23 protein-coding genes, 2 pseudogenes and 1 riboswitch are annotated in these 24,270 nt (G+C 70.9%); of the genes and pseudogenes, 12 read left to right on the plus strand and 13 right to left on the minus strand.

Annotation, left to right across the window (positions count from 1 at the left end; all coding sequences use genetic code 11):
• Positions 1 to 35: 35 nt before the first annotated feature.
• A complete protein-coding gene (locus QQK49_RS17445) occupies positions 36 to 1,355 on the plus strand; it encodes a dicarboxylate/amino acid:cation symporter (protein ID WP_284305069.1) in 1,320 nt (439 codons plus the stop codon).
• 108 nt (positions 1,356 to 1,463) lie between these two features.
• On the opposite strand, the gene QQK49_RS17450 is transcribed toward QQK49_RS17445, so the two are convergent.
• From QQK49_RS17450 to QQK49_RS17480, 7 genes are all read right to left on the minus strand, one after another.
• Positions 1,464 to 2,135, minus strand: a complete 672-nt coding sequence (locus QQK49_RS17450) for a class I SAM-dependent methyltransferase (RefSeq protein WP_284305070.1) — start codon at positions 2,133 to 2,135, stop codon at positions 1,464 to 1,466.
• A gap of 28 nt (positions 2,136 to 2,163) precedes the next feature.
• Positions 2,164 to 2,817 carry a GAF and ANTAR domain-containing protein gene (locus QQK49_RS17455; RefSeq protein WP_284305071.1) on the minus strand — a complete coding sequence of 218 codons (654 nt, stop codon included), beginning with the start codon at positions 2,815 to 2,817 and terminating at the stop codon, positions 2,164 to 2,166.
• Between the two features lie 334 nt (positions 2,818 to 3,151).
• On the minus strand, positions 3,152 to 3,886 hold the full coding sequence (locus QQK49_RS17460; RefSeq protein WP_284305072.1) for a PspA/IM30 family protein: 735 nt from the start codon (positions 3,884 to 3,886) through the stop codon (positions 3,152 to 3,154).
• Between the two features lie 131 nt (positions 3,887 to 4,017).
• Positions 4,018 to 6,090: a TPM domain-containing protein gene (locus tag QQK49_RS17465; RefSeq protein ID WP_284305073.1), complete on the minus strand. Its 2,073-nt coding sequence runs from the start codon at positions 6,088 to 6,090 to the stop codon at positions 4,018 to 4,020.
• A gap of 129 nt (positions 6,091 to 6,219) precedes the next feature.
• Positions 6,220 to 6,777 (minus strand): ribbon-helix-helix domain-containing protein, encoded by a 558-nt coding sequence (locus QQK49_RS17470; RefSeq protein ID WP_284305074.1) that lies wholly within the window; start codon positions 6,775 to 6,777, stop codon positions 6,220 to 6,222.
• Positions 6,750 to 7,016 carry a hypothetical protein gene (locus QQK49_RS17475; RefSeq protein ID WP_284305075.1) on the minus strand — a complete coding sequence of 89 codons (267 nt, stop codon included), beginning with the start codon at positions 7,014 to 7,016 and terminating at the stop codon, positions 6,750 to 6,752. The genes QQK49_RS17470 and QQK49_RS17475 overlap by 28 nt, the downstream gene beginning before the upstream one ends.
• A gap of 581 nt (positions 7,017 to 7,597) precedes the next feature.
• The gene (locus QQK49_RS17480; protein ID WP_284305076.1) at positions 7,598 to 8,185 is read right to left on the minus strand and encodes a hypothetical protein; all 588 of its coding nucleotides are present in this window, start codon (positions 8,183 to 8,185) and stop codon (positions 7,598 to 7,600) included.
• 243 nt (positions 8,186 to 8,428) lie between these two features.
• Here QQK49_RS17480 and QQK49_RS17485 point away from each other — a divergent pair, with 243 nt between their 5' ends.
• The 3 genes from QQK49_RS17485 to QQK49_RS17495 all read left to right on the plus strand — a co-directional run bounded on the left by QQK49_RS17485 (position 8,429) and on the right by QQK49_RS17495 (position 12,912).
• Positions 8,429 to 10,636, plus strand: a complete 2,208-nt coding sequence (locus tag QQK49_RS17485) for a hypothetical protein (protein WP_284305077.1) — start codon at positions 8,429 to 8,431, stop codon at positions 10,634 to 10,636.
• 70 nt (positions 10,637 to 10,706) lie between these two features.
• Complete coding sequence (locus QQK49_RS17490) at positions 10,707 to 12,410, plus strand: hypothetical protein (RefSeq protein ID WP_284305078.1); 1,704 nt, start codon at positions 10,707 to 10,709, stop codon at positions 12,408 to 12,410.
• An 82-nt stretch (positions 12,411 to 12,492) separates the two neighbouring features.
• The gene (locus tag QQK49_RS17495) at positions 12,493 to 12,912 is read left to right on the plus strand and encodes a hypothetical protein (RefSeq protein ID WP_284305079.1); all 420 of its coding nucleotides are present in this window, start codon (positions 12,493 to 12,495) and stop codon (positions 12,910 to 12,912) included.
• Positions 12,913 to 12,915: 3 nt separating this feature from the next.
• Here QQK49_RS17495 and QQK49_RS17500 read toward each other — a convergent pair whose 3' ends face one another.
• The 3 genes and pseudogenes from QQK49_RS17500 to QQK49_RS17505 all read right to left on the minus strand — a co-directional run bounded on the left by QQK49_RS17500 (position 12,916) and on the right by QQK49_RS17505 (position 14,801).
• Entirely contained in the window at positions 12,916 to 13,434 is a 519-nt protein-coding gene (locus QQK49_RS17500; protein ID WP_348536226.1) for a helix-turn-helix transcriptional regulator, read from the minus strand.
• A gap of 77 nt (positions 13,435 to 13,511) precedes the next feature.
• Positions 13,512 to 13,799 (minus strand): annotated as a pseudogene (locus QQK49_RS23385) (cupin domain-containing protein); the annotation flags it as partial.
• Between the two features lie 87 nt (positions 13,800 to 13,886).
• Positions 13,887 to 14,801, minus strand: a complete 915-nt coding sequence (locus QQK49_RS17505) for a LysR family transcriptional regulator (RefSeq protein WP_284305081.1) — start codon at positions 14,799 to 14,801, stop codon at positions 13,887 to 13,889.
• Positions 14,802 to 14,988: 187 nt separating this feature from the next.
• Between QQK49_RS17505 and QQK49_RS17510 the strand changes: the two genes are divergently transcribed.
• The 4 genes and pseudogenes from QQK49_RS17510 (at position 14,989) to metB (ending at position 17,444) form a co-directional block, all read left to right on the plus strand.
• Entirely contained in the window at positions 14,989 to 15,138 is a 150-nt protein-coding gene (locus tag QQK49_RS17510) for a hypothetical protein (protein ID WP_284305082.1), read from the plus strand.
• A gap of 107 nt (positions 15,139 to 15,245) precedes the next feature.
• Positions 15,246 to 15,419 (plus strand): annotated as a pseudogene (locus QQK49_RS17515) (glycerophosphodiester phosphodiesterase); the annotation flags it as partial.
• Between the two features lie 170 nt (positions 15,420 to 15,589).
• Positions 15,590 to 15,961 (plus strand): glycerophosphodiester phosphodiesterase family protein, encoded by a 372-nt coding sequence (locus QQK49_RS17520; protein WP_284305083.1) that lies wholly within the window; start codon positions 15,590 to 15,592, stop codon positions 15,959 to 15,961.
• Between the two features lie 102 nt (positions 15,962 to 16,063).
• Positions 16,064 to 16,179: riboswitch (SAM riboswitch) on the plus strand.
• 98 nt (positions 16,180 to 16,277) lie between these two features.
• Positions 16,278 to 17,444 (plus strand): cystathionine gamma-synthase, encoded by a 1,167-nt coding sequence (gene metB, locus QQK49_RS17525; protein ID WP_284305947.1) that lies wholly within the window; start codon positions 16,278 to 16,280, stop codon positions 17,442 to 17,444.
• A 30-nt stretch (positions 17,445 to 17,474) separates the two neighbouring features.
• Here metB and QQK49_RS17530 read toward each other — a convergent pair whose 3' ends face one another.
• Complete coding sequence (locus QQK49_RS17530; RefSeq protein WP_284305084.1) at positions 17,475 to 18,581, minus strand: alpha/beta hydrolase; 1,107 nt, start codon at positions 18,579 to 18,581, stop codon at positions 17,475 to 17,477.
• A gap of 184 nt (positions 18,582 to 18,765) precedes the next feature.
• Here QQK49_RS17530 and QQK49_RS17535 point away from each other — a divergent pair, with 184 nt between their 5' ends.
• Positions 18,766 to 19,446, plus strand: a complete 681-nt coding sequence (locus QQK49_RS17535) for a DUF433 domain-containing protein (protein WP_284305085.1) — start codon at positions 18,766 to 18,768, stop codon at positions 19,444 to 19,446.
• A gap of 1 nt (position 19,447) precedes the next feature.
• Positions 19,448 to 19,855 (plus strand): PIN-like domain-containing protein, encoded by a 408-nt coding sequence (locus QQK49_RS17540; RefSeq protein WP_284305086.1) that lies wholly within the window; start codon positions 19,448 to 19,450, stop codon positions 19,853 to 19,855.
• Positions 19,856 to 20,066: 211 nt separating this feature from the next.
• Here the strand turns inward: QQK49_RS17540 and QQK49_RS17545 are convergent, their stop codons facing one another.
• A complete protein-coding gene (locus tag QQK49_RS17545) occupies positions 20,067 to 21,047 on the minus strand; it encodes an SDR family NAD(P)-dependent oxidoreductase (protein ID WP_284305087.1) in 981 nt (326 codons plus the stop codon).
• Positions 21,048 to 21,156: 109 nt separating this feature from the next.
• Between QQK49_RS17545 and QQK49_RS17550 the strand changes: the two genes are divergently transcribed.
• Positions 21,157 to 22,347, plus strand: a complete 1,191-nt coding sequence (locus tag QQK49_RS17550) for a zinc-dependent alcohol dehydrogenase (RefSeq protein WP_284305088.1) — start codon at positions 21,157 to 21,159, stop codon at positions 22,345 to 22,347.
• 436 nt (positions 22,348 to 22,783) lie between these two features.
• Positions 22,784 to 23,371 (plus strand): Abi family protein, encoded by a 588-nt coding sequence (locus QQK49_RS17555; protein ID WP_284305089.1) that lies wholly within the window; start codon positions 22,784 to 22,786, stop codon positions 23,369 to 23,371.
• 83 nt (positions 23,372 to 23,454) lie between these two features.
• Here QQK49_RS17555 and QQK49_RS17560 read toward each other — a convergent pair whose 3' ends face one another.
• On the minus strand, positions 23,455 to 24,075 hold the full coding sequence (locus QQK49_RS17560) for a superoxide dismutase (RefSeq protein WP_284305090.1): 621 nt from the start codon (positions 24,073 to 24,075) through the stop codon (positions 23,455 to 23,457).
• Positions 24,076 to 24,270 lie beyond the last annotated feature (195 nt).

Here is a 24,270-nt window from a genome sequence, read left to right on the forward strand (position 1 = left end):
CGGCCGACCAGTCCACTCACGACGGAGTCTCGCCCATGTCCTCCTCATCCACGCCACCCTCTACCGCCTCCACGGCCCGAAGCAGGCCCCGCCTGTCGTTCGGGATGCAGATCCTCCTGGCGCTCGTGCTGGGTATCGCCCTCGGCTGGCTCGCCCGGGCCTACCAACTCGGCTGGCTCGAGGCCGGCCTGGACGCCGTCGGCAGCCTCTTCGTGCAGCTGCTCAAGCTCGCCGTGCCGCCGCTGGTGTTCGCGGCCATCGTCGTCAGCATCGCCAACCTGCGCCACGTGAGCAACGCCGCGCGCCTCGTCGGGCAGACGCTGCTGTGGTTCGCCATCAGCGGCTTCGTGTCCGTGCTCATCGGCATCGGGCTGGGCCTGCTGACCAACCCCGGCCGCGGCGTCACCCTCGACATGGGAACCGCCGCAGCCCCCGAGCGCACCGGCTCCTGGACCGACTTCGTCACCGGCATCATCCCGACCAACGTCGTGGAGTCGTTCGTCGAGGTCAACGTGCTGCAGATCGTGTTCCTCGGCATCGTCGTCGGTGTCGCGGCCGTGAAGATCGGGCCCAAGGCCGAGCCGTTCCTGGGCTTCGTCGAGTCGGTGCTCGAGATCACGCAGAAGGCGCTGTGGTGGGTCATTCGCCTGGCCCCGCTCGGCACGCTCGGACTCATCGGCGCGGCCGTCGCCGGCTACGGCTGGGACCTCATCGCTCCGCTGGCCGTGTTCACCGTCGACGTCTACGTCGGCTGCGCCATCGTCCTGCTCGTCCTCTACCCGGTGCTGCTGGCGGTGTTCGGCAAGGTCGACCCCCGCCGGTTCTACGCGGGCGCCTGGCCGGCGATCCAGCTGGCGTTCGTCTCCCGCAGCTCGGTGGGCACCATGCCGCTGACGCAGCGCGTCACCACCGAACGCATCGGTGTCGCACGCGAGTACGCCTCGTTCGCCATCCCCTTCGGCGCGACCTCCAAGATGGACGGCTGCGCCGCGGTGTACCCGGCGCTCGCCGCGATCTTCGTCGCGCAGATCTTCGGCATCGACCTCACCTTCGCCGACTACGCCCTCATCGCGTTCGTGTCGGTCGTCGGCTCGGCCGCCACCGCGGGCCTCACCGGCGCGATCGTCATGCTGACGCTCACGCTCAGCACCCTCGGCCTGCCCCTGGAGGGAGTCGGGCTGCTGCTCGCCATCGACCCGATCCTCGACATGATGCGCACCGCCACCAACGTCGCCGGACAGTCCGCGATGACGACCCTCGTCGCGGCGCGGGAGAACCTGCTCGACCGCGACGTGTTCGACGCCCCCGCCGTCGAACTCACCGAGGAGCGCGAGAAGGTCGGCGCCGACGCCTGAGACGTCTCTCGCACACCTGAGAGTCGACCTCGAGCCGGAGGGTGGCGCTCGAAGCCGGAGCCTATGGCGCCCGGTTTCAGCGCCACCCTCCGGTGTCGTGTCGGTGCGTCAGGTCGGGTCGCCCGGTTCGCCCTGGACCCGGCGCAGGATGCGCATCGACCCGAGCGCCTCGATCTCCTCCCACGACCCGGACGTCAGTGCCCGGCGGTAGCAGCGCCACGGCGCCTGGCCACCGTCCTCCGGATGCTCGAAGACGTCGTGGAACACCAGAGTCCCGCCGGGCATGACCCAGCGCCCGAAGCCCAGGTAGTCGTTCGTGACGTGCTCGTCCGTGTGCCCACCGTCGATGAACAGCATCGCGAGCGGGGTGCGCCAGTGACGTGCTACGAGAGGCGCGCGCCCCACGACCGCGACGACCTCGTCCTCCAGCCCCGCCTCGGTGATCGTGCGGCGGAAGAACGGGAGCGTGTCGATCCGCCCGTCGTGCGCATCGACCAACGTCGGGTCGTGGTACTCCCAGCCCGGCTGGTTCTCCTCGCTGCCCCGGTGATGATCGACCGTGAAGGCGACGGCATCGGCGTTCCCGACCTCCCGGGCCACACGGACGGCGGCCCCGAGGTACACGGCCGACTTACCGCACCACGTACCCACCTCGAGCAACGGACCGTGCGGCGCCCGCCTCACGGCCTCGGCGAAGAGCAGGTCGCCCTCGTCCTCGGGCATGAATCCACGTGCCTCACGGGCACATCGCAGCAGGTCCTCGGGCATCACGGCATCCACGCGGCCACCCTAGGCGTCCCGGCGAGGGTCAGTTGGGCAGGGAGCGGGAGTCGACCAGCGTCATGGCGACGTCGCGGAGTTTGACGTTGCGGTCCTGGGAGTACCGGCGCAGCACCGCGAACGCCTGATCGGTGTCGAGCTTGAACCGCTCCATGAGGATGCCCTGCGCCATGCCGATCATGTGCCGCCCGTCGATCGCCCGCTTGAGTTCGGCACGTTCCTTGTCGGCGGCCAGAGCGACGGAGGCGTGGGTGGCCAGGATCGTTCCGACGACCGCGTCGTCACGGGAGTAGCGCCCCGGCTCGGTGGCGTACAGGTTGAGCGCTCCCAAGGCCCCGGACGAGCTCTGCAACCGGATGGACAGGACGCTGCGGATGCCGATCTCGGCGACGGCGGCGCACCAGTGGGGCCAGCGCGTCTCGGTGAGGGTGTCCTCGATGATGAACGTGTCGCGCTCGTCGATGGCCTCCAGGCACGGACCGTCGCCGGCCTCGTACTGCAGTTCGTCGGCGCGGGTGACGAGGTCGTCGCTCACAGCAGCCGATTCGGCCTTGCCCTTACGGACCAGCATGACGCCACCCATGTCGGCGTTCACCGCGGTCATGGCCGCGTTGAGTACCTCGGTCAGGGTGAGTTCGAAGTCGGACCCCTGAAGTCGCTCCGCGAGCTCCGCGAACTCCACAGCAAGATGCTGACCCTCCGTCATCGTGAACCCCTTTGTCAGCGCGACGTCGGCCACGCCACCGTGGTTCCGCCCAGCCGAAATCGAATAGAGACCAAGCCTAAGGTCGAAATGTCCACGTGTAAAAACCTGGGACGACGCTGTTCGACGCCGACCCACCCGCCGTCGCCCGCCTCCGCAGGAACCCTTCAATATCTCAGTGCCACAAGAGGATTCGCAGCTCCCGGATCGGTCGGCGACCCGAGGGGCCGGCTGTCCCCGCGAAGCCCCGGACCCACCACCGGACCCACGACGGCGCCGCCCGCGGTGGGCGGCGCCGTCGGGACGTGTCGGTTCAGTTGCCGAGTGCCGGGCGGTCCTGCACCTTGAGCGAGGCCAGACGTGCCTCGATCTCGGAGTCGGCGCCGTAGTCCTCGAGCTCGGCGAACTGGTCCTCGATCGACGTGGACGCGGCCTCGGCCCGACCCGCGACCAGGGCTTCCTGCTGCTTGATGCGCTCCTCGAATCGGGAGAGTTCGCTGGTGGGGTCCATGACGTTGATCGAGCCCATGGCCTGCTGGACCTTGTTCTGCGCCTCCACCGTGCGCGAGCGCGCGACGAGGGCGGAGCGGCGAGACTTCAGGTCCTCGAGCTTGGTCTTCATGGTCGTCAGCCCGGACTTGAGCTGGTCCACCGTCGCGTTCTGCTGCGCGATGACCGGCTCGGCGTCACGGGCCTCCTTCTCGTACTGGATCTGCCGCCCGATGGCGACCTTGGCGAGGTTGTCGAACTTGTCGCCGCCCGCGGTGTCACCGGAGCCGCGCAGGTCCTCCGCCTTGTGCGAGGCCGCCGCCGCCTTGCGCCCCCACTCGGCGGCCGCCTCGACGTCCTCGCGGTGGTCGGCCTCGATCATGCGCACCTGGGCGATGGTCTGCGCCACGGCCTCCTCGGCCTCGGCGATGGAGTTGGTGTAGTCGCGCACGAGCTGGTCGAGCATCTTCTCGGGGTCCTCGGCCCGGTCGAGCAGGGCGTTGATGTTCGCCTTCGCCAACTGGGCGACTCGGCCGAGGATGGACTGCTTCTGAGCCATGAAAGATCCCTTCGCGTGGATGTGCGTTCTCGATTGTGGTCGTCTCGGGTCGTTGGTGCTGGTCGAGCGGTGGTGCGCTCGGTGGGCCGATGGATCGATGAACCGGGCCGAGGGCCGCGATCGCCGTGGGCTCAGAAACTCCCGCCTCCGCCGAAGCCGCCTCCGCCGCCGAAGCTCCCGCCTCCGCCGAAGCCCCCACCGCCGCCGAAGCCGCCGCCACCGCCGCCCCAGGAGCCGCCGTGGCTGTGCCCGCCGCCACCCATGAGGATGCCGCCGAGGACGAGGGAGCCCAGGTCGATGCCGCCGCTGCGTCGCGGACCCCAGCCGCCGCCGTATCCGCCGCCGCCCCAGCCGTTTCCACCCCAGCCGGAGTGGTCGTCGTCGGCCAGCCGCAGGGCGTCCTCGCCGAGTTGCTCGGCCTGGGCGAGCATGGACAGCGCACGGCCCGGGTCGTCGGCCGCCAACGCGGTGGCCTCGTTGTACACGCGCAGCGCCTCGGAGATGCGGGTGCGGGCCTCGGGACCGACGGCCCCGCGACGTGTGCGGATGGTGTCGTCGATGGACATGAGTCGGGCCCGGGCGCGGTCGAAGCGTTCGTCGAGGCCGGCGCGGGTGCGCTTGCTCTGCTCCTCGGCGTCGCGGTAGCGCTCGAGGGCGTTGTCGAGGTCGTTCTCCGCGGTGTCGAGGGCGGCGAGTGCCCCGAGGGGGTCGCCGCCGGAGCGCGCCGCGCGTCCCCGCTCGATCGCGGCGGTCGCGGCCACCAGGGCCTGCCGCGTCAGGGGGTCGTCGGCGCCGAGACGCTCGACGTCGGCCACGTCGGAGCTGATCGACGCGAGACGCCGGTCGAGTTCGGAGGTCGCCTTGGGCAGGTCGATGTGGGCGCGGTCGACGGCATCGAGCAGTGAGGTGGCGTGGCCGAGCGCGTCCTCGGCCCCGCGGGCGGAGACCACCGCCGAGGGCCGGTCGCCCTCCTGCAGGTGTTCACGTCCCGAGGTGATGAGCCCGGCGGCCGCGTCGACCAGGGATTTCGCCTTGCCGACGTTGGCGGTGACCGTGCGCAGCGCCTCCTGCGGGTACATGGCCTCCAGGGAGGCGAGCTGCTGCTTGGCGACGGGGATCCGCGATCGGACCTCGCCGACGCGCCGCTCGAGTTCGGACAGCAGTTGCGGCACCTTGGACTGCAGGTCGCGCATGCGCGCGAACTCCTCGGTGTGCTGCTCGAGGATCGAGTCGGCGTCGGTGGCCACGGCGATGATGCGCTGCCATGCGTTCGGCCGGTCGGCCTCGGCCACAGTGCCGTCGTCGATCTGCTGCTGGATGCGGAACGCCTCGACCGACCCCGTCTTGGCCTGTTCGAGCGCCTGACGGAACTTGGCGGTGGCCTGCGTGCCGAACTGCGCCTCGGCGAACGCCAACTCCTCACCGGAGGAGCGGATCTCGTCGTCCAACCCGACCAGGGCCGCGGACGCCCGGCGTTGCAGGTCGACGGTGTCCTGCTGGGGTTCGCGGCGCCCGAAGGGGCCGGGGGCGCCCGAGTGCTCGGACCCCGTCGAGCTCGGGACGCTCTGGTTGGAGGTCTTCTTGCGTTTGCGCCGGCTCATGAGGAACGCTGCACCACCGGCGAGCGCCGTCCCGCCCAGGATGAACGGCAGCGCTCCTCCCACACCGCCGCCTCCGCCGGCCGACCCGCCGCCCAACCCGTCGGCGGCGGCGACCGCGGCCTTGCCCCAGGAGCCGTCGGAGGCGGCCTGACGCAGCGCGGGCTCGACGTCGTCGGTCTGCACGTCGCGCAGGTCGCTGTTCGAGACCCCGGAGGCCTCGGTCGTCCACATCCCGTACCGGCGGGCCTCGGTGGCCACGACCAGCAGGACGTCGTTGCCGCCCAGCGCGCTGCGCTCGTAGGTCCGGCGGGCCCAGTCCTCGCCGCTCATCCCGTCGAAGGTCTTGACGTAGGCGACGTGCAGGTCGATGTTCTTGCGCTCGGAGAGTCGCTGCACGGCCGACTGCACCTCGGCGCCCCCGCCCCCGAGCGCCCCGGCGGCGTCGGTGATCTGGTTGGTGAGGCTCTGCGGCGGTTCGGCCCAGGCGGTGGCGCCGCCGAACGCGAACACCGCCCCCAGCCCGGCGACCGCCGCGGCACGCGAGAGCGCCCGTGTCGTCGCTGCAGTCGGTCGGTGTGTCGTCGTCGCTCGCTCGCTACCCACCCGTTGATCCTCCCCGCCCGGGGGCGCCCTCGCAACGCCCCTACGACCCCAGCATGCCCCGCCCCACCTGGAGGGCGCCCCTCCACGCCCTCCAGGTGGGTCCCCTCACCCCCGGGTCGACACCTGTGCTCAGCCGTGGATCGCGCCTGCGGCCACCAGTTCTTCGCGATGGCGACGGACCGCCTCGCGCACCACCTCATCCTGTGGACGACCGGAGGCGACGGCGATCTCCTCGATCTCCTCCCAGAGGTCCTCGGGCAGGCCGTGCGTCGTGTTCGGCTCCTGCTCGCGTGCATCGACCCACGCGTCGGTGTGGGGGGACTCGGCGCGGATCACGCGCACCCGACGCAGCATGACGAAGGCCGGCACGAGCACCGTCCCGAGCACGTCGAGGATCGCGGTCACTCCCACGAGCCGCCAGTACCACTCGCTCGGGTCGAACCCCTCGATCCAGATCGCCGGCATCCACTCGAGCACCCACAGCACGGCCACGACCAGCGTCGCGACGAGTCCCGAGCGCAGCACACGGTGCCCGTCCTCGGGACGCTGGTCGCCGGCCGTCGACCACAGCAGGCAGATCTGGGCGAGGAGACCGGCCACGAGACCACCCGTGGCGAAGACCTCGGCCACGCGCGCGAACGGCTCGCTGTCGAGCCAGATCATGAGGAGCCCGGTGACGAGCGGCACGAGCACCACCCCGCCACCGACGGCGCCGACGATCTGGGCGCGCCCGCGGGGGTCAGGTAGCAGAGCACGGCGATGCTGACGACGCCCACGAGCAGGGTCGTCAGGAGGATCCGGCCCTCGAGGTCACCCATCTGGCCCCCGCGCAGGAGGACGGCGATGCCGAGGAGTGCGGCGATGCTGAACGAGACCGCGATGAGCCGGATGACGGCCGTGCGGAAACCGGAAGCTGTGACGGACATACCTCAAGGGTCGACCGTGACCGCGGTGCCGGTCCTGAGCATCGGTGCTCAGATGTGCGCGGTGCCGGCACGTCGGAGACCCAAAACCGTCCACCTGGCGAGACGGCTTGGACCCTGGCCGATCTCGGGGCGATTTCGGGACACGTCGGACGAACACCGACCCACACGACGGTGATGCCTCACTACGTTCCGGGTGTCCGAAATCTCCCTTCCTTCGGAGGACGCCCGTGCCCCGTCCCTCGCCCCGGCTCACGCCCCGTCGCGTCGGTGTCGTCGCCGCCCGAACCCTCGGGACGACGATCGCCCTCGTCGCTGCATCGGCGGCGAGCGCCCAGGCGCACGAGGGTGCAGAAGCGGCCCATCACGAGTCGCCGGAGGGATGGACCGCACCCGCCTCCGCGCCCGAGGACACCGGCAGCGGGACGCCTGGCGCCGCTCAGCACGAGTCCCCTCCGCCACAGGAGCAGGCGCCGACTCAGGACTCCGCGCCGACGGCGCACGCCGAGGAGCGTCAGGCGACGCCGCAGCCGCAGGAACACACCGAGCCCCCGCAGAGCTCTCCCGAGCCCTCGCCGAGTCACTCACCCGAGCACACTCCCGACGCCGCGCACCCGCAGCAGCACGAGACCCCGACGCCGGCCCCCGACCGGGAGCAGAAGCGGAGCTCCGAGGCTGAGCGTCCCTCGCAGCAGGAGCAGGCGTCGCCTCCTGCGCACGAGCCATCGCAGCAGCAGACACCCGAACCCGCGCGTGAGCAGCATCGTCCTGACGAATCGCCGACCCCACCGAGAGCGGAACGGTCTTCTGAGCGAGCAGCAGCCGCCGAGCGAGCAGCCGCCGAGCGAGCAGCCGCCGAGCGAGCAGCGGCCGAGCGAGCAGCGGCCGAGCGAGCAGCGGCCGAGCAGGCGGCAGCCCAGCAGGCGGCGGACGAACGAGCCGCAGCCCAACGGGCGGCGGCTGAGCAGGCGGCGCAGCACGCGGCGGCCGAACAGGCAGCCCGGCAAGCCGCCGCCGACCAGGCAGCGGCCCAGCACGCAACCGCCCAGCACGCCGACGAGTCCCGGCCGGAGATGAGCGACCAGGCGCAGGCCGAGGCGCAACCCACCGAGGTGAGCGAGCAACAGCACCCTGCACCGATCGCGCAGCCACAGGCCGAGATCCAGGAGCAACCGCAGGTCGGCTCACCCCGGGCTGACGCAGTCGACGGACCCCGATCCGAGGACCAGGGCCCCCACGCACCTCAGGTCGAGGACGCCACCACGGCCGGCCCCGCCGTCGCGACGCCGAACCTCGACGCCGCGCCCACGCAGCCGCCGACACCGACACCGACACCGACACCGACACCGGAGTCACCCTCTGCCGGCACACCGACCGCGAACTCACCCGAGTCACCTGCGCCCGATCACGGGCCCGTGGGTCACGGAGCGGTCGAGCAGCCGGCGGTCGGCGCGCCCGAGGCCACGCCTCAGGTCGACACCGCAGACACGACCGCCGGCACGGCCGGTCAGAAGATCGGGCCTCTCGAGGGCGGACCGACGCCGCAGTTCAGGGCCGCCTTCGCCGCGACACCGCCGGCGCCGACGCACCGTGCAGAAGCTCTCCCGGGCGACGCCCGACAGCCCGACGCCCACGACGACGCACGAGAGGCGCCGCCCGACTCCGCTCCTGACCACGCTCCCGGCAGTGACGCCACCGAGCCCGAGCCGGGTATCGCTCACCTGCCCGGACTCCCCGAGGTCGGCGAGAAGGCGCGCCCACGCCCGGTTCCCGAGGCGCCGGACTGGTGGACCGCCCTGTTCTCCGGTGCGGACGCCCGTCGAGACGACGCCGACGATCACCGCGGCGACCGTGAGAAGTCCGCGCCGGCGCCCGAGGACGACCACGAGTCGCGCGATGAGCGCCGCAACGCAGGGGCGCCCGAGGGTGGGCGACCCACGGACGACGACGACAACGACGAGAAGCGCGACCGACACGAGAAGCGCGAGGAGAAGAACGAAAAGAACGAGAACAAGGACGTCAAGAAGAAGGACGAGGACGACGGCGACGCCGCAGCCCGGTTCTTCCGGTCGTTGTTCGGCCTCGACGACGAGGACAACGACCGCGAGGAGGAGAAGTCCGAGAAGCCTGCGGCGAAGCGTGCCGAGGACAAGAAGACCGAGCCGAAGAAGAAGGGCGCCTCCACGAGCCGTCCGATCATCGACCTCGACAAGGACGACAAAGACGACGAGGACGAGGAGGACGACCGGGGACCGCGTCGCGCGACGCCCACCGTCGAGCCGCTGAAGCTGTCGAAGCTCTTCGAGCTCGACTCCGAACCGCGCTCCGCGAAGACGCCCCGACGCGCGGCGTCCCCCACGACCGAGCCCCGCCGGTCCCCGCAGAACCGCCGGGAGGAGACCTCGGGCCTCGACGATCTGCGCAGGCTGCGGGCGGACGGGGACGACGCGGATCCCACGACCGACTCCGACGACGAGGCCGTACGGGGCGCTCGGACCACCGATACCCAGCCTCCGCGCGAGACCCCGGCCGACGCCGGTTCGGCCACCAGCCGTCCGACCAGGTCGACGCCCACTCAGCCCACGCCTCCCGCACAGACCTCCGCCCCCACGGCCCCGTCCGCTCCGTCGACACCTGCACAGACGCAGACACCCCCGGCTCCGACACGGTCCGAGCAGCGCAGCGAGCGGATCCCGGGGTTGCACACCCCGCGCCCCGACACCTCGCGTCTCGTGCCCGCGCCCCTGCCGCCGCGGACGTACGCACCGGTCCCCTCCGCGGCCGCACCCCAGGAGGGCACTCGCAGGACGCCGCGCACCGAGACACCCACCCCGGAGCGGTCCTGGCCGAGTGGTGTCGTCCGGGGCGGGCGTCCCGTGGACACCGAGCGAGGCCGTCCGGCCGACGTCGTCGTGGTCACCGTCGACGGCCGGTCCTGGGGGTCGATCGTCGCCGCGGATGCGCTCCGCCCGGTGCGGGATTCGGCCGCGCGAGTCGTCGTCGAGACGCCGCTGCTGCCGGAGTCCGGATTCGACCTCGCGCAGTGCGCGGCCGGGGAGTACCGCGACCAGTGGACGACGTTCGGCACCCGCCTGAAGACGCTGAAGACGCCTCCGATCGTCGCCCTCGGGCCGGGCATGAACGAGTCCGGGCACCCGTGGAGCGGAGAGGCCGCCGACTACGCCGCGTGCTTCACCGACGTGGCCCGCACCGTCAAGCAGGTCGCGCCGAACGTCGCGTTCCAGTGGACGCCGGCGCTCGGGTCGCGCCCGGGGATGCCGGGCGACACCGTCCTCGCGGCCTGGCCGGCGCCCGAGGTGGTCGACGTCATCGGCGTCGACGCCACCGCCGACGGGCGGCCGTGGCAGGAGCAGGTCAACGGCGCCTACGGTCTCAACTACTGGGCCTCCTTCGCCGATCGGCACGGCAAGCGCATCGCCGTCGCCCGGTGGGGAGTCCTGCCGGGCACCCACCAGGACCGCTCGGTCAACCCGGCCTACATCCGCAACATGCACGACTGGGTGTCGCGGATCGCCGCCAAGGAGGCCCTCGCGTACGAGGCCTACGCGGAACCCACCGACGTCCCCGAGGAGATCGCCGCTGCGTACCGCGCCCTCTTCTGAGACGACGCCCGTCGTCGTCCGGATCCGAGCAGCGGGCGACGACGAGACCGCGTTCGTCGACGGCCACACCGTGGTCCGCGATCCCGGGGAGACCGCCCGCGAGGCGGCCCTGCGGACGGTCCTCTCGCAGACCTCCTCGCCGAGGAACGTCGACATCTTCACGCCCGCGGGGGTCGTCCTGCACGTCCGGGCCGAGCCCGGTGGCCGACTGCACGTCCTGGGGCAGAGCACGGCCGACCCTGCGTGCGGCGGCGACGAGACCGCGACCGCGACCGGCGACCCCACCCGGGTCACCACCGACGAACCTGCGACGGACCCCTCGACGGGCCGGCCGAGCGCCCCCGACGAGGGCACCACCGACGCGACTCCCGCGAGCCCGACAGCCGCCGAGCAGACCCCCTCGAACGCGACCGATGACCCGTCGGCGACACAGGAGCCGGCGACCTCGACCTCGACCTCACCACCCCGGGTCGGCGGCCCCTGGACGCAACGGGATCTGCCGTGGCCGGCCGAAGCGCCACCACCCAGCCCGGAGGACGAGGCGTTCGAGGCCCGCATGCGCTCGCCGCGGCGCAGGCTCGGCAGACGTCTGAAGATCCTGCGCCGGCCCGACCTCCAGCACAGCTTTCGGCGCCCACGGGCGAACCGCGGCCGCATCCTCGCCGTCGTCGCCGTGACGATCGCCGCGCTCGTCACCGTCTCGGCGCTGGCCGGGGGCCTGATCCACCTCGCGCGCTCCGCCCAGGCGCCGGCCGTGCACATCGCCCAGGGCGAGCCGTTCCCCGGCGACCCTCCGGACGGGACGGGCGAGCCGCGCTGGGCCAGCCCGGTCCTGCACCGCGAATCCCCGGTCGCGCTGGTGCCGGGTGAGGAGCAGGTCCTCTCCTTCGTCACCGCGGATCGGACGCTGGCCGCGGTCGATCCGGCCACCGGCGCCGTCCGGTGGACGACGTCTCTGCCCGAGGGCGCCCTGACGACCGGCCCGGCGACCACCCGCGTGGACGGCGCTCCGGCGATCGCCGCCCGGGTGGGAGATCACGTGCTCCTGTGGGCCGCCGCCGACGGCCGCACACTGGCCGACGTCACCGTGCCTGCCGGGAGCGAACTGGTCCTCGACGGCCAGACGCCGATGATCCGCATCGACGCCGGCCGAGCGGCGCTGCTCGACGCCTCCGGTCTGCACGACGTCGACCTCCCCGACGGCGCGCGGGCGCTGGCCGGCCGCGAGGACGGCACGATCCTCGCCGGTGGGAGCGGAGGGTGGTGGCATCTGCGCCCGTCCACACCCGCCGGGCCAGTCACCCCTTGGGAGCAGATGCGCGGACTCGGCGACCAGGGCACCCCCGAGGTCGTGGCGGCCATCGGCTCCTTCGTCCTGCTCGTCCACCCCGACCCCGACCGGCCGCGCCTGCTCGTCCACCACGACGGCGACGTCGTCCGCGCGAGCTTCCAGAGCGAGTACACCGCCGGTCGCGACCCGATCTGGGCACCGTCGCCGAGCCGGAGCTGGGGCATCCTCGGCCGCAGCCTCGTCGACGCCGAGTCCGGGCAGGTGACCGACCTCGGCGATTGGCGGACCGTCCTCGTCGCCGAGGACCACGCCTACGGGCTCGTCGGCGACACCCTGCACACCACCGGCCCCGGCCGCCCGATCACCCCGGTGTCGGTGAGCACCGCCGTGGTCGAGGCCGGTTCGGCCGCCGCCTCCGTCGTCCGCGCCGACACACCGGAGGGCCCCCGGGTGTGGGTGATGAGCACATCGGCCTACCGTTGAGATGCAGCGGTGTGCCACGCCGACCTGGACACGTGTCAAGATGTCCGCCGCGGCCGTGGTGACCGCAGCACAGCCGAGGGAGATGAAGTCGTTGTCCGAAACCCAGTCGACACCCGTCGACGACGAGGCGGGCGAGCACATCGCACACTGGTCCCAGTTGCCGCACCCGCTCGAGGCGGCGGTGCTGCACGAGCTCAACGAACCCGACGAGGCCGTTCACCGGGCCTCGGAGATCCTTCACCGCAACCCGCCCGGCCTCACCGGTTCGACGCGCTCGGTGTGGGTGCTCGCGCAGTGCACACCCTCGGGTGAGGGAGATCGCCTGCAGGTGGAGAGCTGGTGCTGGTACGCCACCCGGCAGGCCGCGGAGGCCGCCGAGCACAACGCGCCCGGGGTCACCGTCCTGCACGAGATCGGGGTTCCGCGCGCCGTGCGTTGCGACGGCGTCGAGGGGTACCTGGCCAAGCAGTACCGGGCACGCTCGGCCGCGCCGGGCAACTGAGCCTCAGGCGCTCCCCACCGAGGCGCCCGCGTCGCGATAGCGGCCGGGACTCACCCCGTATCGCTCGTGGAACGCGCCGCTGAACGCGAACGGGTCGCCGAAGCCGCTGGCCGTGGCCGCCGAGGTGACGCTCGCCCCTTCGGCGAGCAGCGTCGCCGCCCTCGTGAGTCGCCACTGGCGGAGATACATCATGGGCGGTTCGCCGACGAAGAGCTGGAACCGGCGCGACAACGACGACCGGTTGACCCCCACCCGGTCGGCGATCTCCTGCAGGGTCCAGGGGTGTTCGGGCTTCTCGTGGAAGAGGTGGAGCGCGGCGCCGACCATCGGGTCGAGCACGGCACGCATCCAGCCCTGCGCATCACCCTCGGCCACCCAGCGGCGCATCGCGTCGATGAACACCAGGTCGAGCAGCCGGCTGAGGACGCTCGACCTCGCCATGGACAGGTGGTCGGCCTCGTCGCGCAGGTCGTGCCACAGGGGATGGTCGCGAGCGGTGACGAGAACCTGCTCGGGGGCCATGGCCGGAAAGACGTCCGAGCTCGGCCCCTCGACGGCGCGGAAGAAGCGGATGAACAGCCGTGTCCCCCCTGGCCCCTTCTCCCCCGGGTCGACGGCCCGTCCACGGAGGCGGGGGGCAGTGGCGGTCGGACGGCCGCATGCGAGAAGAGCCGGCGCCCCTGGGAGCGCAGGAGGACGAGATCGCCGGTCTGCAGGTGCAGGGGCGCGTCGTCCTCGGGGTGGAACCACGCCTCACCCTCGGCGACCGCGACCATCGCCGGACGCGGCGAGGCGTCGAGGGCGACGGCCCACGGGGGACGCAGCCGCACATCGGCGACGCGTTCCCCGGAGTCGAGGAGGGTGCTCAAGGGGTCCACGGAGCACACGCTAACGGCGACCTCGGGTCGTTCCGAGGTGCCGACACGACGCCGGGGTCGGAACCGTTCGCCTGCGGAGATGTTCGCCTCGCGGGGTCAGTCCACCATGTGGGCACCGGGGAGGCGCGACTCGATCTCGTCGAGGAAACGGCGGACGACGGGCCTCTTGCCGGAGCTCTCGCGGTAGAGCGCGTGGAGTCGGCGGAAGGGCGCCACACCGGCCAGCGGCAGGTTCGAGATCGTGGGCGGGAGAGAACCGAAGGCCAGCCGCGGCATGACGGTGTTGCACAGCCCGGCGCCGACGAGCGCCAGTTGAGCGGCGATCTCGTCGACCCGGTAGTCGATCTTCGGGCGGGTGCCCAGCGTGGCCATCCGGCGGATCATCCAGTTGCGGTAGAAGCCCTCGAGATCGTCGAGCACCCAGATGTCGTCGACGAGCTGATCCAGGGTGACCTCCTCGACCCAGGCGAGCGGGTGGCCGGCCGGGACGAGGACGTCGACGACGTCGTCGCCGATGACGATGGACCGCAGGCCGTGCCCCGAGGGCGGGAGCGCGTCACCCCACAGGTGGACGACCGCGACGTCGACATGGCCACCGACGACGGCGTCGTGCGCCCGGTCGGGGAACATCTCGTGCAGTTGCACGTGCAGGTCGGGCGCCTGCCGCAGCAGCCGGGTGATCACCGGGACCACAACGGGCCCGACGGCGCTGGGGAACGAGGCGATGCGCAGGGTCCCCCGCAGGTCACCGCGCAGATCCTCCAGGCGGGCGGTGGCGCGCTCGGTGACCGCGGAGATCTCCTCGGCGGCCTCCACCAGCACGAGGGCGGCGTCGGTGAGGACGACGCCCCGGCCGGCGCGCTCGAGGAGCGTGGCCCCGACCTCGCGTTCGAGCTTGCCGATCTGCTGGCTCACGGCCGAGGAGGTCAGCCCCAGTTCGATGGCGGCGTCGAGCACGGTTCCGTGCACGTGGACGGCGTGCAGACACTGCAGGCGTCGAGGATCCAGCATGTAGCAATGCTACGCAGTAAGGCGCAGTTCCAGTTACTTGTGCTTACCAGTTGACGTACCACATACTTGGGATGTCGCACTTACCGGGCCCACAGGTCCGAGACGTCACGCCTGGTCGACAATGCCGTCCCACCCGTGACGTGCGCATCTGCGCCGACATCGACACCTTGACCGTGGGGGTCTTTTCATGCTGCTCGCCATCCTGTTCTTCGCCGTCACGCTGCTCGTCCTGGGCGCCCTGAACTCCCGTCGCCACACCGGCCCGGCGTACTTCCTCGCCAACGGCCCCGAGCAGATGATCCACACCGGCTACCCCTCCGTTCAGACGCTGCGCTGAACCAGACGCTGCGCTGAATCGTTCACGGCCGCATGCCTCATGCTGAAGCCGTGAGCCACCCCTTCGGATCGCCGCCCCATGTGCTCGCACACCGGGGCGGCGCACTCATGCCCGGCAACGTCGGCCGCGAGAACACCCTGGCCGCCTTTCGCGAGGCGCGGGCCCTCGGCGTCGTTCATCTGGAGACCGACGTGCACGTCACCTCCGACGGCGTGCTGGTCGCCGCGCACGACGAACGTCTGGACCGGGTGAGCGACCGCGTCGGCGCCATCGCGGAGCTGCCCGCGGCCGAGGTGTTCGCCGCGTCGATCGGCGGGGAGTCGATGCCCGTGCTGACCGAGCTCATGGACGACCTGGCCGACGCGATCTTCACCATCGACATCAAGGCGCCGGGAGCCACGCGCCCCTCGCGCGGGCGCTCAGGCGCTCCGGCCGGAGAGGCCGGGCGTGCGTGGGGTCGTTCTCCGAGCGCCGCCTGTGGACCTTCCGGCTTCTCACCCTCGGCCGCGTGCCGACCTCGGCCGGACGCCTCGGCGTCGCCATCCTGCGACTCCTGCCGGTCGGATGGCGCTGGCTGCGCACACCCGGGGTCGTCTATCAGGTGCCGCAGTACCAGCGGGTCGGACCGCTGCGCGTGCGCATCGTCACGCGGGAGTTCGTGCGCCGGGCCCACGAACTCGGCAAACAGGTCCACGTCTGGACGGTCGACGACCCGGCCACGATGCACGAGCTGCTCGATCTCGGCGTCGACGGCATCGTCTCCGACCGCCCCGACCTCGCCCTGGAGGTCCTCCGCGAACGCGCCGGCACCCCGTCGCCCTGACCGACCCTCGCCTCGAGCCTGGCATCTGAGTGTCGAGATGCGTATCTCGAATGATGGATCGGCTCTGAGGGCTCCCGGCTCGGTGGGCTTACGGTTGGACGACATCCATCCAGACCGGTCGAGGGACAGGCCCGACGACGCCGGGGCAACCTGCCCGCTTCACGCGGGAGCACGGTGCCAATTCCTGCGGAGGGCCCTCGCCCGCCGGAAGATGGGTCGCTGCGGGTCACCGCGCAGCGCACACCACCTCCCGCCGCCGGACTCGGCGCCCCCAGGTTGTTCGATGGGCAGGCGCAGGACGAGCAGGAGGAACACGATGAGCGACATCTCCCGGATCACCCGCGGTCTTCGTACCGGGATCGACACCGACCCCACCCAGGGTGCCGTGGTGCCGCCGATGTACCTCTCGAGCACGTACTCCTTCACCGCCCTGGGCGAGCCGCGCACCTACGACTACACGCGCTGCGGCAACCCCACCCGTGACCAGCTCGGCGAGGCCATCACGACCCTCGAGGGCGGCGCCGGCACCACGATCACCGCCAGTGGGATGGCCGCCATCACCAACATGCTGTACGTGCTCGTCGAGCGCGGCGGCACGGTCGTCGTCCCCCACGACTGCTACGGCGGGAGTTGGCGCCTGTTCGACTCCCTCGACAAGCGCGGCGACATTGCGATGCTGACCGTCGACCTCACCGACGAGGAGCAGCTTCAGGCCGCCCTGGCACAGTCCCCCGCCCTGGTGTGGATCGAGACGCCCAGCAACCCGTTGCTGCGCCTGACCGACATCGAGGCCGTGACGAGCGCCGCCCACGCCGCGGGCGCGAAGGTCGTCGCCGACAACACGTTCTGTTCGCCGCTGATCCAGCGACCCTTCGACTTCGGCGTCGACGCGGTGGTGCACTCGACGACCAAGTACATCAACGGACACAGCGACGTGGTCGGTGGCGCCGTCGTCTCGGGGACCGAGGAGATGGCCGAGGAGGTCGCCTGGTGGGCCAACGTGCTCGGCCTGCCCGCCAGCCCGTACGACTCCGCCCAGGCGTTGCGCGGATTGCGCACGCTCGCAGTACGGCTCGAGGCCCACCAGCGCAACGCGGCCGCCGTCGCCGACCTGCTCGCGGCCCACGAGGCCGTCTCGCACGTGTACTACCCGGGGCTGCCGGACCACCCCGGCCACGAGATCGCGAAGAAGCAGCAGTCGGGCTTCGGCGGCATGGTGAGCTGTGAGCTCGCGGGCGGCTACGACGCGGTCGCGGCATTCGTCGACGGCCTGGCTGTGTTCAGCCTCGCCGAGTCCCTCGGTGGCGTGGAGAGCCTGGTCGCGCACCCGCCGACGATGACCCACGCCTCGATGACCGAGGAGGCGCGTGAGGTCGCCGGGATCCGTGAGGGGCTGCTGCGGTTCTCCGTCGGCATCGACGCCACCGACGACATCCTCACCGACCTGCGGGCCGCCCTCGACCGCGCCGCGGCGGTGCGCTGAGCCGGCGCTGACGTCGACCCGCCCGGTGGCTCAGGCGAATCCGGGTGCGGTGCGGCCGAGCCACTCCAAGGTCTGAGGGACCAGCGGCTTCCAGGCGCCCACGCGGTGTCCGGCGTCCGGGGTCGCCCAGTGCGTCACCGACAGCGGCTCGCGGGTGGCGTCGATCAGCTCACGGGTGCTCGGCGCCGAGACGGCGTCCTTGTCGGAGTACTGGGCCAGCAGGGCCACCGACGGCGGGTCGGTGCGTGCGAGAAGCGGCAGGTCATAGGCGCCGCCCTCGGCGGGGAAGGGGCGGTAGCGCGGTGAGAACAGCGGCCGGGAGTACCCGCCGAGGCTGACCGCGGCGGAGTACGTCTGCGGGTGGCGCATCGCCGTCATCGCGGCGCACCAGCCGCCGGCGCTGTACCCGAACGTCGCCCACGAGCCGCGGTCGGCGCGCGCGCCGAGGGTGTCCACGGCCCACGCGGGGACGTCGGTGGTCAGCCAGGTCTCCATCTTGCCGGCGGGTCCGTCGGTGCATTCTGTGTCGAGTTCGCCCGGCGACCAGTCGGGGATGAGCAGGATCGCTCCCGGCAGGGTGCGGTGGACGTCGTCCAGCCCGAGGTTGGCGAACGCGCTCTGAGCCGAGACGGGGTAGCCGTGGAACACCTGCAGCACCGGCCGCCCGTCGGCCGGGGCCTCGTCGGCCGCGGGCGCCCACACATGCACGGTTCCCGTGTAGCCGCTGGCGGGTCCGGTGACGGTGTAGGTGCTCAGCCTGGTCGTCGTGTCCGGGACCGGAGCGGGCGAGGCCACGACCTGGGCGTCACCCGGACCCCACTCGCCGAGATCAGCCCCCGCCGCGGCAGCCGCCCGCGCGCCGTGCTCGCGCATCTCCCCGCCCGTGGGGCCGGTGACCACGGACGCCAGGTCGCGCCACGAGACGAACCAGAGGCCGGAGCGGTTCACGGTCGTCGCCACCGCGAGCACGATCATCACGGTGACCAGCACCTGAGCCAGCACCCGCGACATGACGGCGCCGACCCCGGGACGCGCGAGGCGCCCCCAGGTCCGCGTCACGACGACGATGCACGTCAGCGCGAGCACCCATGCCAGCAGGATCGTCCCGACCCCGGTGATCTCGAACACTCCGCTCATCCGACCAGGGTAGGAGGAGGACGATCTGAACCCGAGATCAGTTGCGGCGGGTCGGTGTGGCGCGTGATCCGGGTGTTCGCCGGATGACACCACGAGGAGCCTCGCAGCGTGTCAGTTCAGCGCCCGTGCTCTGTGGCTCGGAACGAGGCACACTGGAAACGCCAGGAGACGAGAGGAGGCGGAGATGATCGACCGGTTTTCCGACGCGCTCTACACCCCGACCGAGGTCGCCCGCTATCTGACGCTTCCGGCCTCCACGCTCCGCGGGTGGATCGCTCCGGCCGACGAATCCGGGTCCCTGCCGCTCGTCACCGCGGAGACCACGACCGTCCCCGGCGAAGCGCGGGTGCCCTTCGTGGGGCTTGCGGAGGCGTACACCTTGCGTGCGATCCGGACCGCGCGGATTCCCATGCAGCGGATCCGGCCGGCCTTGGAGCAGCTGGCGCGGCGTGACCAGCTCAGGCATGCCCTGGCCTCGGAGCGACTGTTCACCGACGGCGCCGAACTCCTCCTGGACGTGGCCGACGGGGCGTCCGGAGAGGAGGCGGAGGCCGTGCGCCAGCTCGTTGTCGTTCGGTCCGGCCAGGGGGTGCTTCATGAAGTGGTCCGCGACTACCTCCACCGCGTCACCTTCGAGGGCGGGTATGCCCAGGTGATTCCTCTGCCCACTTTCGGTGGGGCTGTCGTCGTCGATCCATCCCGAAGTTTCGGGCAGCCCATCTTCGCCTCATCCGGAGCCCGGCTCGACGATGCTCTCGATCTGTTCAAGGCCGGTGTCGACGTCAACGACGTGGCAGACGAGTTCGCCATCAGCGCCGAGGAACTCCAGCAGGCCATCCGCGGTCATATGAGCCTGGCCGCCTGACATGTACGGCCGGACGACCTTCTTCGTCGATCGGTCGCTGGGCCGACGCATCGTGCCGCTGCTCCTGCGCGAGGCCGGGTGGAGTATCGAGATCCACGACGAGGTCTTCGTCGGCAGGGCCGAGTCCGTCTCCGACGAGGAATGGCTGACGCTCGCGGGCGGCGAGGGCTGGGCAGTCCTCATGAAGGACACCCGCATCCGGTACCGGTCCTCGGAGCGACAAGCGTTGATTGCTGCGCGGGTGCACGCGTTCTGCCTCACGAGAGGGGATCTTGCGGGGCCACAGGCGGCCAGCGTGTTCTTGCGCCACCAGCCGTACATCGAGGCGGCTGTTCGGCGTCCGACGCCGAGCCTTCACCTGCTGAGTCAGAACGAGGCGCGAGACATCGACGACATTCGGGAGCGATGAACCGGCCAGTGACCCTGCTGTCACGAGCCCCATCGCTGAGAAGGCCGGCGGTCATCCGATGGGCAAGGGTGACGGCTGCCACGCACTTTGGCAAGGTGAGGTGACGATTTGGCAATTGCGCTGGCAGGGTTGTCACTCCGGTCTCTCGTCGGCCTCGATCGCGACGCCGCGACGGAGGCCTTCTCGGAGCAAGCTGCGCCGCGAACCCGGCTCACGCGGCCGGGCGTGGGCGTCGGTTTTCGTTGAACCGCGCCGAGGCCCGCCTGCCGAGGACAGTGAGCTTGTCGACGACGCTCGACGCCGAGTCCGACAGCCGTGCTCGGGCGTCGTGTCCGAGCACGCCCTTCCCGCCCTGATCACCCGCGGCCGACGGCAGCAGCCGTGACACCAGCCCCATGGCGGCGTCGGCCGTCGCGGGTGCCAGACCGTAGGCGCGGACGCCGATCTTGGTGAGCGGCGACAACAGGACGATGCTCCTGCCGCCGAGCACGCCCGCGACCATCTTCCGCGCCGCGCGTTCGGCGTCCATCGAGATCAGCGGCAGCGAGGCGCCGGGCGCGAACCAGGCGTACTCGGCCGGAGCGTCGCCGACGAACGTCGCCTGCACGTGCGAGCCGGTGCGCATGAGGCCGGGCACGATCGTCGTGGCGGTGACACCCGACCCGGCGAGGTCGGCGGACAGCCCCCGCGTGTAGCCGACCGCCCCGAACTTGGCCGTCGAGTACGGCAGGAGGTGGGGGACGGCGATCATGCCTCCGACCGACGTCACCACCCCCAGGCGTCCCCGCCGGCGTGCGCGCATCGCCGGGAGGACCGCCTGCGTCACCGTGATCGGCCCCCACAGCATCGTGTCGAGCGCCTCCTCGTAGTGGTGTCGCTCGAAGGACTCCGCCGGTCCGACCTGGATGACCCCCGCCACGTGCACGGCGACCTCGATCGGGCCGAGCTCGCGTTCCACGGCCGCCACGACGTCGCGGATCTGCGTCTGGTCCCGCACATCGGCCACGCGGGTGTCGAAGTCGTGGCCCCACCCGGCCATGGTCTCCTGCGCCCCGGCCAGGGCGTCGGGGTCACGGCTGAGTCCGACGACGCGGAACCCCCGTGCGGCGAGCTCACGGGCGACGAGCAGCCCGAGGCCGCGGGAGGCGCCGGCGACCAGGGCGACGGGACGGGGTGTGGGCGAGGAGTTCATGGACCTCCCTTACCCCGGGACGGGAGAACGATGAATCGGCGCGCCATGTATGCCCGATTCGTCTGGTGGGTAATCGAGGGGTCGGATCACCACCGACAGGAGAACGACGATGAAGGCATTGACCTGGCAGGGCACCGAGAAGGTCTCGATCGAGGAGGTTCCCGACCCCGTCATCCAGGAGCCGACCGACGCGATCATCAAGGTGACCTCCACCGCGATCTGCGGGTCCGACCTGCACCTGTACAAGGTGCTCGGCCCCTTCCTCACACCCGGCGACATCCTCGGTCACGAGCCGATGGGCATCGTCGAGGAGGTCGGGTCCGAGGCGGCCTCGCGCCTCAAGGTGGGCGACCGGGTGGTCGTGCCCTTCAACATCTCCTGCGGGCATTGCTGGATGTGCACGCACGACCTGCAGTCCCAGTGCGAGACGACAGCGGACCACGAGCAGGACAAGGGCGCCGCGCTGTTCGGGTACACGAGCATGTACGGGGCGGTCCCCGGTGGTCAGGCCGAGTACCTGCGGGTGCCGCAGGCGCAGTTCGGGCCGGTCGTCGTCCCCAAGGAGGGCCCGGACGAGCTGTATCTCTACCTGTCCGACATCCTGCCGACCGCCTGGCAGGGCGTGAAGTACGCGGAGGTCGGGCCCGGCACGACGGTCGCCGTCATCGGCCTCGGCCCGGTCGGACAGCTCGCCACGCGCTGCGCCCGGTACCTGGGCGCGGAGCGCGTCATCGGTGTCGACCTCGTCGACGAACGCCTGGCCGTGGCCCGCTCGCACGGGGTCGAGACCATCGACCTGCGCGCCGTGGACGGCGAGGTGTACGAGGCGATCCGCGAGATGACGGACGGTCGCGGTGCCGACTGCGTCGTCGAGACCGTCGGGATGGAATCGCACGGCAACCCCATCGCCGCGACCGCCATCACCGCCACCGGCCTCCTGCCCGGACCGCTCGCGCGGGCGGCCTTCAAGACGGCCGGTCTCGACCGACTCGACGCCCTGCACACCTCACTGCAGTCGTCCCGACGCGGCGGGATCGTCTCGATCTCGGGCGTCTACGGCGGCATGGCCGACCCGATGCCGATGATGGCGATGTTCGACCGGCAACTCACCCTGCGCATGGGGCAGGCGAACGTGCGCCGCTGGACCGACGAACTCCTGGGCATCATCGAGAGCGATGGCGACGTGTTCGGCCTGACCGACCTCGCGACCCACCGCCCCTCACTCGAGGAGGCACCGGCCGCCTACGAGATGTTCCAGAAGAAGGAGGACGGCTGCATGAAGGTCGTCCTCAAGCCCTGAGCCCGCGCTCCCCCACGCACACGAGGGCCGGTCCACCTGTGTCGGTGGACCGGCCCTCGTGTGCGTCGTGCTGCGCGCGCCACACCATCGCATCCGCCTGCTCGGGCAACACTGGATTTCATGTATGATCGAGTCACTACATCCCCCTCGCCTCTCGACGATGCGCACTAGGGGGATTTTCCTTTCCCCGGCGTAGGACGTCGCTCGGAGCACCCCGAGCCTCCTACGATCGAGGGATGCCACGCCGTCGGCCCAGCCATCCGCCCCTCCGACCCCGCGGCACTGGTGAGTACGACAAGCCACCTCTCACCCACGCCCAACTCATCGATCGCATGCGGAGCCGCGGCCTGAGCGTGGCCGATGTCCCGCGAACACTGCGATACCTGCAGCAGATCTGTTCGGTGACTCCAGTCAACACCAGCGGCTCCTGCAGAGCGTGCGCGACCGATGCCGAGAGCAGCTCGCGCGTCCAGCGGAACAGCCTCCTGAAGACATCACCTTTCGTAGCGCCGTGGAGCACTACCTCACCACCGACGGTCGGCCAGAGCTTCCTCCGTCGTGGGTGACTCTCGAGCTGCTCACGTTCGGTGAGCTCATCCATCTGGTCAGGAATTTGGCCGAGAGGGAGGACCGGAACGCGATCGCGCAGGTCCTGGGGGTCAACGAACCCCTGCTTATCTCCTGGCTCCGGAGTTACCAGCGAGTGCGCAACATCTGTGCCCACCACGGACGGCTGTGGAACGTGGGCTTGGGTGTCTATCCCGCACTTCCGCGAAGTCGGCGGGTGGCGTGGCTTGATCGGCCGGAGGTTCTCAACCGAGACCAACGCCGGGCCAAGCGCCTCTATCCAGTGATGGTGTCGATCCAGTCCGTTCTGACCACGATCTCGCCACGGAGCACGTGGGCCTCCCGTCTAGCTGCGCTTCTCGACGAAAATCCCAGTGTTCCTCTGGACGGCATGGGCTTTCCCCATGACTGGAGCACCGATTCCTTTTGGTCACGGCATCTGGCCGACCCGCAGTAGAGCGTGGTCGGGCCTGGCACGGAGAAAGGCCGGGACCGCCTCGGCGGCACCGGCCTTTCTCCGTGTAGTGCGGGATGCCTCGCTCAGCCGATGAGCGGGGTGGCGCTGCGGGCCGCCTCGAAGCGCTGCTGCGCGTCTTCCCAGTTGACGACGTTCCACCAGGCCTTGACGTAGTCCGGCTTCATGTTCTGGTAGTCGAGGTAGAAGGCGTGCTCCCACATGTCGAGCATGACGACCGGGACGATGCCGGCGGTGATGTTGCCGTGCTGGTCGGTCATCTGCTCGATGACCAGACGCTGGCCGATCTGGTCGTAGCCGAGAACGGCCCAACCGGAACCCTGGATGGTCGTCGCGACAGCGGTGAAGTGGCTCTGGAAGCCGTCGAAGCTACCGAAGAACTCGTCGATCGCCGAGGCGAGCTCACCCGTGGGCTTGTCGCCACCGGCCGGGGACAGGTTCTTCCAGAAGATCGAGTGGTTGGTGTGACCACCGAGGTTGAAGGCCAGGTTGCGCGAGAGCAGGAGGGCCTTGTCGGCGATGGAGCCGTCGGCGCGGGCCTCTTCCATCTTCTCCAGCGCGGTGTTCGCGGCCTTGACGTAGGTCGCGTGGTGCTTGTCGTGGTGCAGCTCCATGATCTTGCCGCTGATGTGGGGCTCGAGAGCCGCGTAGTCGTACGGAAGGTCCGGAAGGGTGTACTCCGCCATCGGGATTCCTCTCCTCTGCTGCGTCGGGATGCGCCGACTGCTGTGCCGACGCCTTCGTTTGCACTGTATCCACGGTGGCCGTTCTCCATTCGTCGAGGCGACCACGATGCGGGATTCTGCGACCGACCGGCGGTACGACGGCCCGTTGACCTGCATCGATGAGTCCGAAGAGGACGAGCCGGACGGAACGGGCGA

Source organism: Mobilicoccus caccae (assembly GCF_030161635.1).
Taxonomy (GTDB): Bacteria; Actinomycetota; Actinomycetes; order Actinomycetales; family Dermatophilaceae; genus Mobilicoccus; species Mobilicoccus caccae.

Bases quoted from the DNA above. Each gene is read 5' to 3' on its own strand.
- QQK49_RS17510 (WP_284305082.1), top strand. From the start codon at position 14,989: ATGCTGCTCGCCATCCTGTTCTTCGCCGTCACGCTGCTCGTCCTGGGC.
- QQK49_RS17460 (WP_284305072.1), bottom strand. From the start codon at position 3,886: ATGGCTCAGAAGCAGTCCATCCTCGGCCGAGTCGCCCAGTTGGCGAAG.
- QQK49_RS17550 (WP_284305088.1), top strand. From the start codon at position 21,157: ATGAAGGCATTGACCTGGCAGGGCACCGAGAAGGTCTCGATCGAGGAG.
- QQK49_RS17540 (WP_284305086.1), top strand. From the start codon at position 19,448: ATGTACGGCCGGACGACCTTCTTCGTCGATCGGTCGCTGGGCCGACGC.
- QQK49_RS17560 (WP_284305090.1), bottom strand. From the start codon at position 24,075: ATGGCGGAGTACACCCTTCCGGACCTTCCGTACGACTACGCGGCTCTC.
- QQK49_RS17530 (WP_284305084.1), bottom strand. From the start codon at position 18,581: ATGAGCGGAGTGTTCGAGATCACCGGGGTCGGGACGATCCTGCTGGCA.
- QQK49_RS17500 (WP_348536226.1), bottom strand. From the start codon at position 13,434: ATGGCCCCCGAGCAGGTTCTCGTCACCGCTCGCGACCATCCCCTGTGG.
- QQK49_RS17535 (WP_284305085.1), top strand. From the start codon at position 18,766: ATGATCGACCGGTTTTCCGACGCGCTCTACACCCCGACCGAGGTCGCC.
- QQK49_RS17505 (WP_284305081.1), bottom strand. From the start codon at position 14,801: ATGCTGGATCCTCGACGCCTGCAGTGTCTGCACGCCGTCCACGTGCAC.
- QQK49_RS17545 (WP_284305087.1), bottom strand. From the start codon at position 21,047: ATGAACTCCTCGCCCACACCCCGTCCCGTCGCCCTGGTCGCCGGCGCC.
- QQK49_RS17495 (WP_284305079.1), top strand. From the start codon at position 12,493: ATGAAGTCGTTGTCCGAAACCCAGTCGACACCCGTCGACGACGAGGCG.
- metB (WP_284305947.1), top strand. From the start codon at position 16,278: ATGAGCGACATCTCCCGGATCACCCGCGGTCTTCGTACCGGGATCGAC.
- QQK49_RS17445 (WP_284305069.1), top strand. From the start codon at position 36: ATGTCCTCCTCATCCACGCCACCCTCTACCGCCTCCACGGCCCGAAGC.
- QQK49_RS17475 (WP_284305075.1), bottom strand. From the start codon at position 7,016: ATGTCCGTCACAGCTTCCGGTTTCCGCACGGCCGTCATCCGGCTCATC.